Genomic DNA, 16431 nt, shown 5'->3' on the forward strand with positions numbered 1-16431 from the left:
TTACAAAGAAGGGCTACATCAACATTACAAAGACAATTGAAGGACCTGTAACAGAAGAAGATTATAAGGGACTTACATTTGTAGTAAAGGATGCTGATGGAAAAACAGTCGGAACTTATGTGCTTGGAAAAGACTTCAAGGTAATAGATGAAGCAAACAAGAAGTTCGAACTTAAGACACCTATAGAAATTAAACTTTCTGAAGAAGGAAAGGGAACATTTACAGTAGAAGAAACACTCTACAAGATAGATGGAACAACTGTGAATGTAACATATACAGTAAATGGTGGAAATGAACAGAACGGAACAAAGGCTTCAGTTGAAGTTACAGAAAATAATACTTCAGAAGTATCATACAAGAATGATTACAAGAATGAAGAGAGTCTCGGAAACCTTTTGATCACAGTTATAGAAGAGAAGACAGGAAAGAGAGTTCCGGGAGCAGTTGTTGAAGTTAAATCTCAGGATGGAAAGGTCGTTAAGACTCTTGAAACAAATGAGGATGGTCAGATCTTACTGAAGGATATACCTGCAGGTGGTTATAAGGTAACAGTTAAGACAGTTCCGGATGGATATAATGTAACAACCGGAAGGGAAGACTTCGTAACAGTAGTTGCCGGATCAACTGAGGAGTTTGAAGCAATACTTGTAACACCAACAGATGCTGTTACAACAGATGACGCATCAACAGCAGTAGATGATGCAACTACAACAGAGAATACAGCTACGGAATCGGTTGTTAAGACTAACGATCCAACAAATACAATGCCATTTATCATTACAATGATAGCTTCTTTAGCAGGAATCGTATTTGTAGCAGGACGTAAGAGAAAACTTAATAAATAATATTTTTAGAGATTATTCTTCGAAATATTAACCATCAGAGGAGAGATGTTTTACATATGCATCTCTCCTTTCTTTTTGGTAAAAATCCCTTGATTTGCGTGGTTTTTCGTGGGTTTTTATGTAAAAATGTATTGCATATAATGAGGATATGATATATAATTAAATCACAATAAGATTTTACAACGAATCGTATATCTGGGATGTGCGATAACTCCCGTATTTTGAACCTACATTTTCTTTTACGGGAATTCAACTATTTGTACCATAATGACCAGCCTCCATAGAGTGGACTTCAGCGTGCTACATGAGAGTACCCACCTAGCATGTGCTAGGACTCAAAAGGGGAGCCGGCATCTTGGATATACAAAATGATTCGCTTTTTAGGAAAGCAGCGAAAGCTGCTTTCTTTAGTGTAGTGGAGAGATCATGGAGAATAAAAGTATTTCAGAAGAAAATGATGAAATTATAAATTCTATTTCAAATGAGGATGGGGATAAGAAAACTGGGGACAGTAATATTACCGATGTTGAAGAATTTATAAAATCAGAGAATGACAAAGCAGAGAGTAAAGAGACTGCTGAAACCGTAAAGCAGGAAGAAAAATTGCAGGGGAATAATACTGCTGATACGGATAAACTCTCAGAAAGCGGAAATTCAGACGATAATGAGAAGGCCTTAGAAGTTGCAGATGCAGTGACAGTTGCACAGGAAAATGTAGCGACAGAAGCATCAGAAAATGCAATAACAGATTCAGTTACCGATGCAGTGAATAATACAGTTACGGACGCATCAACAGGGGAAAAGTTAGAAGAGGTATCAGAAGAAAAAACAGAAGATAAAGCCGGTGAGGGGGATAATACAGACGAAACCGGTAAAACTGCCGAATCTGATAAGACTGCAAATGAAGGCTCTAAGTTCAGTAAGAAGAAGTTAGTTGCTTGTATTGCTGTACTCTTAGTGGCTGCGGTTGCTTTATTTGTATTTTTGAAAAATCGTCCGGATAAACGAAGAAGAGTTTCTCCTGATGACAAGTTTTATACATATGCTGATGTTCAGAAAGATATAAGTTATCTTGCTGAGGATGACGAGAAGCGTGAAAAACTCAACAGACTTATTAATCCGCTTAAGAAAAGCAACAATATTACGAGGTCATATCTTGAGTCGGTTGCAGATATATTTGCGGTTGACAAGAGTGTTTATAAGGATATCCTGAAAGGCTACCATGAGAAAGACAGCATTACTCAGGATACATTTAATAAATTTTATGATGCAATGATCGGTTCCGGAAAGATTGAAGGAATTAAGACTTCAGATTATTATGTAAAAGCTGTTGATACGGGAAATGATATTCCGAATGTGGCTTCATCCGGAGATCCGAAAGCAGAAATGGCATCTGTTATAGCCGTTTACAGCGATGATTTTAAATATTACGAAGCTGACAATATGGCCTTTCCGAAAGACAATATCGGCAAGATCATTAAAGCATATTCAAGAAATGATGTGCTCTTCCGCTATATAGGACTTTCGGACAGCAGTTATACATTGTCAGAAGCTTTACTTATAAGTAAAGACGATAAAAAGATTACATTTCTCCACAATTCAGATATTATTTCCATGAATCTTATAAACAATATAGATATCAAGGAACAGGTTGTAGATATTACATTTTCAAATAAAGGTGTATCTGATATAAAACCTTCCGGTGAAGAGATTACTGATAAAGTAATAGAGATAGGTGACAAGATCAAACTTAGCAAAAATGGTATTTATGACTATGATCCGAACTTTAAGGTATACGATCTTTCAAGCAAGGAACCACATGAAGTTGAATCATCACAATTCCTTGTGGGATACAAAGATTTAAAGCTTTATGTGAATGACAAGATGGTTAAAGCGGTTGTTATCACTAATGCAAAGCTTGAGTCCCAGGAGATAAAGGTCCTCATAAATGATACCGAGTATAAGAGCGTCAATATGAGATCGGTGATTGTTTCCAGTGATGAAGAATATGAAATCACGTACCAGAATGGTAAAAAGGACGTGAAGGCTGCCGGTGAGGAAACTCTTTTGACGCCGGGTTCTTACGGGGTTCATGATACACTCAGTGTTACAACAACATCCGGTAAGGGTAAGATCACAATTAACAGTATTGAGAGAAATAGTATAAATCCTTCATACAGAGGAAAATTAGATGTTGTCATGATGGGCGATTATCTTTATGTCATCAACAAACTTCCTCTTGAGGAATATCTGTATGCGGTGGTTTCAAGCGGAATCCCTGAAACATATGGCGCAAATGCCTGCAAGGCCTTCGCTATAGTTGCCAGAGGATATGCTCTTAAGATGATAGAGCGTGGATCATATTCATCATATGGAGCAGATATAGATGATAGTAATTTAAATCTTTTATATAATTACTATCCTGAAAATGCAGATAGTATAGCTGCAGTTGATCAGACTTACGGAATGATCATGATGTCCGGAGATACGGTTATTATGCCATATCATTTCCTTACATCTGCAGGTGTAACATGTTCAAATAAAGATATTTACAATGAAGAAGCGCTTCCTTACTATCCGGCCAATTATGAAACAGAAGATAGTCAGAAAGTAGAACTTTCAGATGAGGCTGCATTTAAGAAATTTATTGATGAATCCGATAAAAGTATGGATTTACTTGAAGTCGATGAACCTTATTACAGATGGAAGGTAAGTTATACACAGGAAGAAATGGATGCTGCAGTGTCATCTGTTTTGAAGGACAGGATCAATAATACTGTTGATTCTATATATGTAAAAGAGAAAAAAGAAGAAGACAAAGATAAAAAGACTGATGACAAAGAACCTGTCGAAGATACTTATATTCCGGCAGATGCAGAGACAAAACTCGGTAAGATCGAAAGCATCACTATTACAAAGAGAAGTGAAGCCGGTGTTGTTCTGGAAATCATCATTGTCGGAAAAGAAAATACAATAAAAGTAACAGGTCAGACCAATATCAGATATATATTTAATCCTATTGAACATAAGATCATCAAAAATGATGGTAGTGAAGCTGTAGGTTATCAGCTTTTACCAAGCCCATTTTACTATGTCGAGAAGACAGATGCCGGATATGAAATTAAAGGCGGCGGATTCGGAAATGGTGTCGGACTCAGCATGAGCGGTGCGGAAATATTGGACGAAAAGGGTTATTCATATGACTCAATCTTAGAGCATTACTATGGAAAGATTAAGACTGTAAATATGTTTGGAATCGTTAAGAGTAAGGATTCCAAGGATGAAAAGAGTACGGAATCAACACAGGAATAGGAATGAGGGTAGAGTTGAGAAGGTTTATTAAGGCACTTTTGAAATTTTCAGAAGAGACGAAGAGTGACCATATGGGGGCGTTCGCTGCTCAATCGGCATTCTTTATTCTGCTGTCTTTATTTCCCCTTTTCAATATCGTCCTTGCGATAATTAAATTTCTTCCTATTTCAGAGAAGGATTTTGTTGAACTTATAGGAAAGATAATGCCAGATGGAAATGATGGCATAATAGCGGAGCTGGTTGGCGAGATATACAATAATAGCGCCGGCTCCATAACCATTCTTTCGCTTATCATAGGAATATGGTCAGCGGCCAGAGGAATACTCGCCATAAGAAGCGGCCTTAATGAAGTTTATAAAGCCAGAGAGAAAAGAAATTATATAATTCAGCGGCTTATCAGTTCGCTTTATACGATTGTTATAATACTTGCGATAATAGTAACTTCATTTATTTCTGTTTTCGGAGAACAGGTCGTAAAGATGATAAATAAGAAATTCCCTGCGGCCATAAAGGTTACCACATTTATTCTCAGTATAAAGAGTGCATTTATATTGGCGGCGATGTTTCTTGTTTTCCTTGTGATGTATGTTGTCCTGCCGTCCCGAAAGATAAAGCTTAGGCAGCAGTTGGCAGGGGCGATGTTTGCAGCCGTTTGGTGGATGCTTATGTCAAAGCTTTTCAACTGGTATGTTGATTCATATGTTGCAAAGACTTTTACATATGGAAGTCTAACGATGGCGATACTTCTTATGTTCTGGTTATATTTCGGAGTGCTTGCAATCTTTATTGGCGGGCAGATAAATGTTTTCCTTGAGAGAACGGATAATCTGAAGACCATAATCAAAAATGACGGAAGCAGTCCTCAATTCTTAGAGATACAGCCGGAAAGAAAATTCAATATACATAAGAAGAATAAAAAGAACAAAAAGTCTGCTGATAATTCAAATGGTAAGGAATCAGATGATGACAAATCAGATGATGAAGAAACAGTAAGCAAAAAGTCTGCTGATGAAAAGAAACTAAGAAGCGAAAAGATTGTAGCGGATGAAAAAGATAAGAAGGACGCAGAAGACGAAAAGGCAGACGCAGATAAAGTTTAAAAATGATTAATGAGCAGTCTGGGCTGTCATAAAAGATGGCTCAGACTGTAGGCTTATTTAACGAAAATATATGACTTTCGGCGGTTAATATTGCCGATTGAAAATAAAAATTGAGTGTAGTATAATTAACGATGTTATACATTTCGTTGAATTGGGCGGAAACAATTTTCGAAAGGGAAGGTACTTTAAAATGTTACTCATGAGCGATATAACCCGGATTACCGTGATTTTCGGATCCATTTTGGCAATCCTTCTGATAATCCTTGTAATAGTTACCGTAAAAGTTTTGAAGTCAAAACCGGATGCAGAGGACTATGAGGAAGAAAAGTGGGAAAAAGATAATTCAGACGGTGATGGTTATTATGATGAGGATGATAACTACGAGGATGATGACGATTCCTTTACGGAAGATTCCGATTATATAAGTAATGATGCTGAACAGGATAATGAAGTGGGCTTCGATGAATCGGAAGAGATTGAAGAAGTTGAAGAACCTGTTAAAGAGCAGAAAGTAAATAAACAGAATTATAAGAAGAAGGAAACAAAGAAGGCAGCAGAAAAAAAGCCTTCTAAGAGCAAAGTTATTATACCTTCTGCTGTAGATGAAGTAGGTGAAGAAGATGAAGTCGATGAACCTACAGATGATATTTCAGAAGTTCAGTTTACAGCTAAGAAGCTTGATCCTGAGTATGAAGAAGCAACAGTAGTTATGGATGAAGTGATCGATGAGGTCAGCAGAACAGATGACGGTATCGATTCAGAATTTGCTGATAGTGCATTTGCACCTGAAAGTGTTGCAAATAAACTTGCAGCTAAGGTTGCTGTTCAGGATAAAAAGAAGAAAGATCTTTATGAAGCAAAGAAAGCTGCTAAGAAGCTTGAAGATACAAGAGATATGACAGATGTCTCATCTGAAGTTCCTACAGGTGATACTGTTGAACTTACTTCTCAGGATGAAGAATATATTGATGATGACAGTGCAAATGAAGACAGCGCATTCGAAGATAGTGCATTTGGAGACAGTGCCTTCGGTGCTCAGCCTGAATATGAGGAAGAAAAGATTCGTCCACTTCCTGAGACAAGCAATACTATCCCAATCAATCCGGTCAATACAGTTAATATAGCTACTGTAAATTCGGTCGATCTTGTAAATACAACTAATCTTCCGGCAGGAATTAGTGATATGAATGAGGTTAAGGATTTCCTTGAGGAGAATCCAACACCTAAGAAAAAGAAGAAAAAGGTCAAGAAGAGAGACGAAGAATTTATCAAGAAGTTCGGTGATCTTGAACCGGAATTCGGCGGTGGTAAGTTCTATTGGTATAATACTCAGGATATTGAGAATCTTACCAAGAAAGAAGATATGTATTTCTACTGTCATTACTTCAACAGCGTTGAAGAAGCAGCAATTCCTCTTATTACAGAGATGTATGACTGTGCTTTTGTAAAGACAGAAGAGATTCAGTATATAGCATATGGTGTTAAATTCAAATCTATGAATTTCCGTGAGATTATCAATACTCAGGAACGTATAGATTTTGATAGGGATGAAGCAACAAAAGAGCCGACAGAAGAAGATATGGATATTATCTATGAGAAGTGGCGCGGATATGTTGATAAATTCCTTGAGATAATTGTTATTGAAGCATCGCAGAATGTTAAAGATGCAATTGTCGAAACTATCTATGAATATGGAAGAAATGATGTAGATGTTCTCATGGTTTCTCCGGAATAAAAGATAGACCATAGATAAGAATATGTAGCAGGATTCTTTGACTTGACATTGAAATTACATGTGCTACAATATGTTTTCAGACATAAGACAAAAACCATGATGGTGCACAAAGGAATTGCAACTGCATGTAGAGAGACGGGATCGTTGGCTGAAAGTCCTGTTATGTTAAGACAGTTCTCATATTCACACCGGAGTTTCATTTTTGAAGACTTTATAGTTGTGTAGAAAATGACGTTATACGCGTTAAGTATTTGAGAGTCGATCATTTAACTTAATTGATCGGAATGCGGGTGGTACCGCGGAAGATGTATATTCCGTCCCGGAGAGTAAAACTCTCCGGGACTTTTTGCGCACTGAGCGAGTCAAGCACATGCGTAGCATGTGCATAATCATCAAACTCAAGTTTCATGCTTGCATGAAAATACTTGAGTTTGATGATTATGTGCATGTCCCACAGGGACATGTATTTGACGAGCGTGCGACATGAGATAAAACGCGAAGCGTTTTATGAATGCATGAAAATACTTGAGTTTGATGATTATGTGCATGTCCCACAGGGACATGAAATTGTAAAACTTCAAAGTAGTTAATATAGTTTAAGGCTTAAATAGGAGGAAAAAAGATGAGCTTAGAACTTGGAAATATTAGAGATGAAGCAGTAAAACTTATTGAGGGATCGGATTCTCCTGAGAAACTTGATGAGATAAAAGTTACTTTTCTTGGTAAGAAAGGAAAGTTAACAGAGATTCTTAAAGGAATGAAAGATCTTTCAGCAGAAGAAAGACCAAAGGTAGGTCAGAAGGTTAATGAGGTTAGAGCTCTTCTTGAAACAAAGCTTGAAGAAAAGAAGAAAGAGATGAACAGAACACTTCTTCAGGCAAAGATGAAAAGGGAGACAATAGATGTTACTCTTCCTGGAAAAAGATTTGCCAGAGGACATAGACATCCTAATCAGATAGCCCTTGAAGATCTTGAGAAAGTATTTATCGGAATGGGATATCAGGTAGTTGAAGGACCTGAAGTTGAATTCGACAGATATAACTTTGAACTTCTTAATATTCCTGCAAATCATCCTGCAAAAGATGAACAGGATACATTCTATATAACAAAGGATATTCTTCTAAGAACACAGACATCTTCTGTGCAGGCGAGAATCATGGAGAAGGGTGACCTTCCTATAAAGATCATTTCACCGGGAAGAGTTTTCCGTTCAGATGAAGTAGATGCAACACATTCACCTTCATTCCATCAGGTAGAAGGTCTTGTTGTTGGAAAAGGAATCACAATGGCCGATCTTAAAGGAACACTTGATCAGTTTGCTAAGAGTTTCTTCGGACCTGATACAAAGACAAAACTTCGTCCACATCATTTCCCATTTACAGAGCCTTCAGCAGAAGTAGATGTTACATGTTTTAAGTGTCATGGTAAGGGATGTAATGTCTGCAAGGGTTCGGGATGGATTGAAATTCTCGGATGCGGAATGGTACATCCTCACGTGCTTGAGATGTGTGGTATCGATCCAGAAGTATATTCCGGATTTGCTTTCGGTATCGGACTTGAGAGAGTTGCACTTCTTAAATATGAAATAGACGATATGAGACTTCTTTATGAAAATGATGTCAGATTCCTGAATCAGTTTTAAGTAGTTAAAAATGTATAAATGATAGTCCGGAGCAGACAGTAGGCTGGCTTCGGGAATAAAGAAGAAAAAAGTCTTATTATAATTTTGATATTTTAAAGAGGAGATTTAAAATGAATACACCAATTTCATGGATAAAAGCATATGTTCCTGATCTTCAGGTTCCTGTTCAGGAATTTGTAGATAAGATCACACTTTCAGGTTCACATGTTGAGAATTATACAGAATATGATAAAAATCTTGAAAAGATCGTAGTCGGAAAGGTACTTTCTGTTGAAAAACATCCTGATGCTGATAAACTGGTAGTATGTAAAGTTGATGTTGGAGAGGCTGAGCCAATCCAGATCGTTACAGGAGCACCTAATGTATTTGAAGGAGCTCTTGTTCCAACAGTACTTGATGGCGGAAAGGTTGCCGGCGGACATGACGGCGGAGAACTTCCAAAAGACGGAATCAAGATTAAGAAGGGTAAGCTTCGTGGAGTAGAATCATTTGGTATGATGTGCGCTATCGAAGAGCTTGGTTCATCAAAGGAAATGTATCCTGAAGCACCGGAAGACGGTATTTATATTTTCAGTGAAGATTCAGGAGTTAAGCCGGGTGATGATGCTGTTGAAGCACTTGGACTTCATGATGCAAATGTTGAATATGAAATCACTTCAAACAGAGTAGATTGTTTCTCAATCCTCGGTATGGCAAGAGAAGCAGCTGCTACATTTGACCTTCCATTTAATCCACCTGTAGTAACAGTTAAGGAAGAAAGCAATGAGAAGACAAGTGATCATATTTCTGTTGAGATCAAAGATACAGATCTTTGTAAGAGATATATCGCAAGAGTTGTAAAGAATGTTAAGATCGGTCCTTCACCTAAGTGGATGCAGCAGAGACTTCGTTCACAGGGAATCAGACCAATCAATAACATAGTTGACATAACTAACTATATCATGGAAGAGTTTGGTCAGCCTATGCATGCATTTGACCTTGATACTATTTCAGGAAATAAGATTATTGTAAAACGTGCTGCTGATGGTGAGAAGTTCACAACTCTTGACGGACAGGAGAGAACTCTTGACAGCAACGTGCTTATGATCTGTGATGCTGAGAAAGAAGTTGCTATTGCAGGTATCATGGGTGGTGAAAACTCAATGGTTACTGACAACATGACTACACTTCTCTTCGAAGCTGCTACATTTGACGGAACAAATATCAGACTTTCATCTAAGAGAGTCGGACTTCGTACAGATGCTTCAAGTACATTTGAAAAAGGACTTGATCCAAATCTTGCAGAAGAAGCTATTAACAGAGCTTGTCAGCTTATTGAAGAAATGGGTTGTGGTGAAGTCCTTAAGGGTATGGTTGATGTTTATCCAAATCCTGTTGAGCCATGGACACTTCCATTTGAGCCTGAAAAGATGAATACTCTTCTTGGAACACAGATTCCTGAGGCAGATATGCTTCATAGTTTCGATAAGCTTGGTTTAAAATATAATGAAGCTGACAGAACACTTACAATTCCTACATACAGACAGGATCTTCATTGTATGGCAGATCTTGCTGAAGAGGTTGCAAGACTTTACGGATATGACAATATTCCTACAACACTTCCTAGTACAAATGGTGGTATCGGTGGTCTTACTTTTGATCAGGAAATCACAGCTATGGCAAGAGACGTTGTTGAAGCTAACGGTTTCTCAGGCGGTATGACATATTCATTTGAAAGTCCAAAGGTATTTGATAAACTTCTGATCCCTGAAGATTCAGATTTCAGAAAGGCGATAAAGATAAGTAATCCATTAGGAGAAGATTTCAGTATCATGCGTACAGTGTCTCTTAACGGAATGCTTTCTTCGCTTGCTACAAACTTTAACAGAAGAAACAAAAATGTAAGATTATACGAACTTGGAAATATTTATATTCCTAAGGCTCTTCCTCTTACAGAACTTCCGATAGAAAGAATGGTTCTTACACTTGGTATGTACGGAGAAGGAGATTTCTTTGCACTTAAGGGCGTAGTTGAAGAGCTTACAGATAAGCTTGGTTTCGCTGATGCTGTTGATTATGAGCCTGTTACATCATTCCCATTCCTTCATCCGGGACGTCAGGCTGAAATCGTTAAGGGAGATCTTAAGATAGGATATATCGGACAGGTTCATCCTGAAGCAGTAATGAATTATGATATGAAGGGCGATGTATATGTAGCTGTCCTTTACATGGATATTCTTACTATGCTTGCTGATTTCGATATCAAGTATACAGGAATCGCAAAATTCCCTGGAAGCAGCCGTGACCTTGCACTTGTATGCGACAAGAATGAATTTGTAGGCAAGATTGAAAAGATAATTAAGAAAAATGGCGGAAAGATCCTAGAGCATGTTTCACTTTTCGATGTATATGAAGGTGATCAGGTTCCTGAAGGTAAGAAGTCAGTTGCATTCTCGCTTCATTTCAGAGCTCTCGACAGAACTCTTTCTGATGCAGAAGTAAATGCAGCTGTTGAAAAGATACTTAAAGATCTTGGAAAGCATGACATTACACTTAGAGCCTAATGATCACTATTTTTACTGCCATGAATTGGAGATAAATAAGAGATGAATGTTTCGGATTTTAACTATGAGCTCCCTGAGGAGCTTATAGCCCAGGATCCGCTTCTCAAAAGAAGCGATTCGAGGCTTATGGTCGTACATAGAGATACAGGAGAGATAGAACATAAGATATTCAGTGATGTCATTGATTATCTTAATCCGGGAGACTGCCTTGTTATAAATGATACCAAGGTTATTCCTGCACGACTTATGGGCGTGAAAGAAGATACAGGAGCAGTTATCGAGATACTTCTTTTAAAGAATAAAGGCGACAATGTTTGGGAAACCCTTGTTAAGCCGGGAAAGAAGATGAAGCCGGGTGCTGTTGTAACTTTTGGTGACGGCATACTTAAGGGTGAAGTTCTTGAAGTTGTTGAAGACGGAAACAGACTTATCAAATTCACATACGACGGAATATGGGAAGAAATTCTTGATAGTCTTGGTGAAATGCCATTACCTCCGTACATCACACATAAGCTTCTTGATAAAGACCGCTATCAGACGGTTTATGCTAAGAATAGCGGATCTGCTGCGGCTCCGACAGCAGGACTTCATTTTACTGAAGAGCTTCTTAAGAAGATAGAAGATAAGGGCGTTAAGATCGCAAGACTTACACTTCATGTCGGACTTGGTACATTCAGACCTGTTAAGGTTGAAACAATCGAAGAACATCATATGCATAGCGAGTTTTACATGATAAGCGATGAGTGTGCTGAGATTGTCAATGAAACAAAGAAAAATGGCGGGCGCATCATTTCGGTAGGAACAACAAGTACAAGAACACTTGAGTCTGCGGCAAATGATGACGGAACACTTAAGCCTTGCAGCGGATGGACCAATATATTTATCTATCCGGGATATAAATTCAAATGTGTGGATTCGCTCATAACGAATTTCCACTTACCTGAGTCTACTCTTATCATGCTTGTTTCTGCATTTTATGATAGAGAAAAGGTTCTTGAAGCATATAAAATAGCCGTTGAAGAAAAATATAGATTTTTCTCTTTCGGTGACGCTTCAATGTTTATATAATATAAATAAAACTATGAAAATGAAATGAAAAACTATGTTAGGATAGAATATGAAAGGACTTAAGGAAACTTATAAATTGATAAAACGTAATACCTTATCAATTATGGGCTATGAGCTGCTTATGAAACTGATTTCTTACGCGGCTCTTTTTCCTGCGCTCTATGCGCTGGTAAATGTGGCTGTAAAAGTTTCCGGAGTCAAATATCTTTATAGGGCCAATATCGGAAAATTCTTTAGGGCTCCGACAACATATCTGTTTTTCATTTTGATAATCCTGATATATGCATTCATGAATCTTATTAATATATCGGGAGTTATTCTTGCGATAGATGCATCAAAAAGGAAGAAGAGAGTTACCATTCCCTGGTTGTTCTCAAGAAGTTTCGGTCATGCATTCAGGGTTCTTAAATTCAGAAATTTCCCTGTTCTGATCGTTTCGGTCTTTCTGTTTCCTATGAGCAGTCTGGCTTTTACATCACTTTCACTTTTGAATATTAAAATACCGGGATATATAGTTACATATATTAAAAAGCAGAAGATTCTTACTAATTCGCTGATGATCGGTTATGCGGTCCTTAGTATAGCTTCTTTTGCATTTATTTATATGCTGAATTTTTATGTCCTGAAAAGATATGATTTTAAAAAGTCTGCCAAGGAAAGTATTCGTATGTTCAAAAAAGGCGGAATCCGTAAGGTTGTGGGCATACTCCTTGCAAATACTATCGTTATCTTTATGATATTCGGATTAAGTGGTTTTGTTTCAAATATGTTTCTTAAGGTATTGAAATCACTCAGTAAAGCAAAATCACTCAATTATCTTTTATATATGGCAACATCGAATGTTAATTCATTTTTCTATCTGTTGCTTATTTTCCTTATATTCCCTATTCTTTTCGGTTATATAAGCGTTCAGTATTACAACATAATCAAAAAATACAGAGATTCGGGCGAATTTTCTGATGTTACAGAAGTTAAGGATGAGGAGACTTCTCTCAGAAAGAAGAAAAAGACCAACAGGCCTGATGAAATGGGTCGTTTCTTATTAAAGAAGCCGGATGCTGATGAAGATCCACGTCGAGCAAAGATGTATGAGAGAGCTGTAGCAATAATGGTTCTTCTTATCGTTCTTGTTGTGGATGCAGCTTACTATGTAATGGTCCGTGTTAATATCATCAGTCTCGATGCGGCTCACCTTAATACTGCAGTTGTAACAGCTCACAGAGGAGATTCGAAAAATGCTCCTGAGAATACACTTGCAGCATTTGATCTTGCTATAGAAAACGGTGCGGATGTTGTCGAGCTGGATGTCAGAGAAACCAAAGACGGAGAAATAATCGTTATTCATGATAAAAATCTTATCAGAACAACAGGAGTTAATGCTAATGTCGAAGATCTTACATTTGAGGAGATAAGACAGATTCCTGCATCAACAAAATTTAAGGATACATTTCCTGATGAGAAAATTCCTACTCTTCGTGAAGCTATAGAACTTGTTAAAGGAAGAGCTGACCTTAATATCGAGCTGAAACCGGATCCTGCTAATAAAAGGCTGGAAGAAGGAGTTGTTGAGCTTATTGAAGAATATGATCTTTATGACAGCTGTGTAGTAACTTCTTTAAGTTACAAGGCTATCAAGAAAGTTAAACTTCTTGATAAGCGCATAAAGACTGTTTATGTTATGTCGGTTGCCGGCGGAAATTACTATGATCTTAAATATGCGGATGCATATAGTATAAATTACAGATTCATAGACAATATGATTGTAAATAACATTCATAAAAGAGGTAAAGAGATTTACGTTTGGACTGTAAATAATAAAGTGACTCTTGAAAATATGATGCTTCTTAATGTCGATAATGTTATAACAGACAATCCGGGATTTGTTAAGGATTCCATGTATGAGACATACAGAGGCGGATTATTCTCATATATTGTAAGGCGTTTTGCATTTAAATAACAGTTATGTTAAGATGATGTTATTATTTACGTGAATAATAAAAGAAGAGGTAGATGCTTCTTTTAGTGTTGGAGAGTATTTGTGAGGAAGAGTTTTAGGAAAAATATTATAATCCCATTTCTGATAATGGGAATGGCTTTTTCTTTGGCGGGATGTTCTAAAGATAAAAAACCTGCAAGTTTAACAACAGAAGATGATTCTAGAGAAGCGGATAGTATCACAACCGAAGAAGTTGTGGAAAAGACCGTCGACAGTGCTGTTATCAAAGATGAGACTGTGGGAACTCATTTGGACAGCGAAGGTTATACCGTTATGGACGATTACGTTATCACTATTGATGATAATGTAAATGTTCGTGTAGATCCAAGCAAGGATGCTGACATTTATATGATTCTTGTAAAGGGCGTTGATCTTCACAGGACAGGAACAAAGGACGGATGGACCAGAGTAAGGCTTAACAGTACAAGCTTTTATGTATCTTCCAACCTTGTAGATAAAACGGAAATAAAATGGGCTACACCTAAGGACGCAGAAAAGGTTACCCATGTTGTATATATCGATCCAGCAAAGCAGATTGCTGCAATGGAGGAGATGGAAAATATTGCGCCTTCTTCAGATAAGAAGAAAGCCAAAATGTCGCCTGCAAATGAGGGTGTCAGAACAGCAAATTTTGAGTATGAAATGATGCTTGATCTTGCTGTTAAAGTTAAGACAGAACTTGTAAATAGAAATTATGAAGTTATTCTTTCAAGAGACACATCAACAGCAGAAATCAGCAATAAAGACAGAGCACTTAATGCTGTTAATGACAAGGCGGAAGTTTACATAAAACTTCAAGCGGGAAGCGCATCATCGGAAGTAAGCGGAGTTATGGGATTTATTACCACTTCAGGAAATAAGGATAATGGCGATGATTACGCAAAGAGCAGAGAATTATGTAACACGCTGCTGAATCATATTTCAGAAGATATGGGACTTGGAAGAAGAGGTATAGTGGAAACAGATGATCTTACATCTCTTAATTACTGTACTATGCCTGCAACGGTCATAAATACAGGATTCTTATCAAATGAGTCCGATGATGTTATGCTATCAACGAAGGATGATCAGGATAAGATGGCAAAGGCTATAGCAGATGCAATTGATGAATATTTCAAAAATCAGGATAGCAAGAATAAGAAAGATAATCCGGCGAATACGGATAATTAAGCTGTTCTTTTTATAATTTAAAGTAATAAAATGTTGGGTATGAAAAATGAGGTGTAAATATGGGACTTTTGCTTTTAGCGGTTATTCCACCAATTGTATTGCTTATATATGTATATTCGGTGGATAAGGTTGAAAAGGAACCTAAGGGTTTACTTTTTAAAACATTTTTCTTTGGTGCGCTTACTGTTATCTCGTCAGCATTTCTTGAAGTTGGAATCAAGAATGCAATGGAAGATTTTCTGGCAGATTCAGGAATTTATGTATTTGCATTCTTTGAAGCCTTTTTCTGCGTAGCTGTAGTTGAAGAGGGTGGTAAATTTGTTGCTTTAAAGCTTGCAACCTGGAAGAACAAAGAATTCAATTATACATTTGATGGTATAGTATATTCTGCATTTGCATCTATGGGATTTGCCCTTGTTGAAAATGTATTGTATGTATTTAGAGCCTCTAATCTTTTAGGGGTTGCAGCTTCCAAAGTAGGTTGGATGAGAGCTATAACATCCATTCCGGGACATTTCTGTATGGCAGTTTTCATGGGATATTATTATGGATTAGCCAAATATCATGAAGTTGCCGGAGATAAAAAGAAGAAGACAATAAACCTTTGGAAAGGATATCTTCTTGCTGTTGTAGTACATGGACTTTATGACTTTTGTGTAATGACAGGAGATGAAACATTACAGGTAATATTTATTGTATTTATTGTTGTTGTAGATATAGCTGTTATTGTACGTATCCATATTTCATCAAAGAAGGATACTCCAATCTACCGAATTAGCGGACAACAGGCTTACCAAAGACCGTTTTATGAGATTTACTGGAATTCAATCAATGGTAATATGAACGGCGATGGAAATAATTATCAGTTATTTAACCAGCTTGGACGAGGAGCTTATGTCGGTCAGACAAATCAACAGACGGTGATGAATGGATATAACCAGAATCAGCAGGCAGGAATGAATGGTTACAATCAGTCGCAGCAGGCAGTGATGAATGGACACAACCAGCCACAGCAGGCAG

10 protein-coding genes, 1 other RNA gene and 1 other annotated feature are annotated in these 16431 nt (G+C 37.4%); all 11 genes read left to right on the forward strand.

Annotated elements, in window-relative coordinates; translation table 11 throughout:
- On the forward strand, positions 1-845 hold an 845-nt coding region (locus B5D25_RS09725), incomplete at its 5' end, for a prealbumin-like fold domain-containing protein (RefSeq protein ID WP_143000667.1).
- A gap of 189 nt (positions 846-1034) precedes the next feature.
- Positions 1035-1211: non-coding RNA, 6S RNA (gene ssrS / locus B5D25_RS09730), on the forward strand.
- 60 nt (positions 1212-1271) lie between these two features.
- On the forward strand, positions 1272-4157 hold the full coding sequence (locus tag B5D25_RS09735; RefSeq protein ID WP_078787776.1) for a SpoIID/LytB domain-containing protein: 2886 nt from the start codon (positions 1272-1274) through the stop codon (positions 4155-4157).
- 14 nt (positions 4158-4171) lie between these two features.
- Positions 4172-5257, forward strand: a complete 1086-nt coding sequence (locus B5D25_RS09740) for a YihY/virulence factor BrkB family protein (protein WP_159444143.1) — start codon at positions 4172-4174, stop codon at positions 5255-5257.
- A gap of 190 nt (positions 5258-5447) precedes the next feature.
- On the forward strand, positions 5448-6992 hold the full coding sequence (locus B5D25_RS09745; protein WP_078787778.1) for a hypothetical protein: 1545 nt from the start codon (positions 5448-5450) through the stop codon (positions 6990-6992).
- Between the two features lie 87 nt (positions 6993-7079).
- Positions 7080-7317, forward strand: a binding site (T-box leader).
- Between the two features lie 297 nt (positions 7318-7614).
- The gene (gene pheS / locus B5D25_RS09750; protein WP_078787779.1) at positions 7615-8634 is read left to right on the forward strand and encodes a phenylalanine--tRNA ligase subunit alpha; all 1020 of its coding nucleotides are present in this window, start codon (positions 7615-7617) and stop codon (positions 8632-8634) included.
- Between the two features lie 110 nt (positions 8635-8744).
- Positions 8745-11177, forward strand: coding sequence for a phenylalanine--tRNA ligase subunit beta (gene pheT, locus B5D25_RS09755; RefSeq protein ID WP_078787780.1), 2433 nt, complete (start codon positions 8745-8747; stop codon positions 11175-11177).
- A gap of 42 nt (positions 11178-11219) precedes the next feature.
- Positions 11220-12245 (forward strand): tRNA preQ1(34) S-adenosylmethionine ribosyltransferase-isomerase QueA, encoded by a 1026-nt coding sequence (queA, locus tag B5D25_RS09760; RefSeq protein ID WP_078787781.1) that lies wholly within the window; start codon positions 11220-11222, stop codon positions 12243-12245.
- A gap of 49 nt (positions 12246-12294) precedes the next feature.
- Positions 12295-14202 carry a glycerophosphodiester phosphodiesterase family protein gene (locus B5D25_RS09765; protein WP_078787782.1) on the forward strand — a complete coding sequence of 636 codons (1908 nt, stop codon included), beginning with the start codon at positions 12295-12297 and terminating at the stop codon, positions 14200-14202.
- Positions 14203-14283: 81 nt separating this feature from the next.
- Positions 14284-15411 (forward strand): N-acetylmuramoyl-L-alanine amidase, encoded by a 1128-nt coding sequence (locus B5D25_RS09770; protein ID WP_078787783.1) that lies wholly within the window; start codon positions 14284-14286, stop codon positions 15409-15411.
- Positions 15412-15470: 59 nt separating this feature from the next.
- Positions 15471-16431 (forward strand): PrsW family intramembrane metalloprotease (locus tag B5D25_RS09775; RefSeq protein WP_078787784.1); only part of this gene is annotated, 961 nt, incomplete at its 3' end.

The organism is Eubacterium ruminantium (assembly GCF_900167085.1).
GTDB lineage: Bacteria > Bacillota > Clostridia > Lachnospirales > Lachnospiraceae > Eubacterium_Q > Eubacterium_Q ruminantium.

What these genes read in the sequence shown, in the direction of transcription:
- queA (WP_078787781.1), top strand. Translation starts at nt 11,220, where the DNA reads ATGAATGTTTCGGATTTTAACTATGAGCTCCCTGAGGAGCTTATAGCC.
- B5D25_RS09765 (WP_078787782.1), top strand. Translation starts at nt 12,295, where the DNA reads ATGAAAGGACTTAAGGAAACTTATAAATTGATAAAACGTAATACCTTA.
- pheT (WP_078787780.1), top strand. Translation starts at nt 8,745, where the DNA reads ATGAATACACCAATTTCATGGATAAAAGCATATGTTCCTGATCTTCAG.
- B5D25_RS09745 (WP_078787778.1), top strand. Translation starts at nt 5,448, where the DNA reads ATGTTACTCATGAGCGATATAACCCGGATTACCGTGATTTTCGGATCC.
- B5D25_RS09735 (WP_078787776.1), top strand. Translation starts at nt 1,272, where the DNA reads ATGGAGAATAAAAGTATTTCAGAAGAAAATGATGAAATTATAAATTCT.
- pheS (WP_078787779.1), top strand. Translation starts at nt 7,615, where the DNA reads ATGAGCTTAGAACTTGGAAATATTAGAGATGAAGCAGTAAAACTTATT.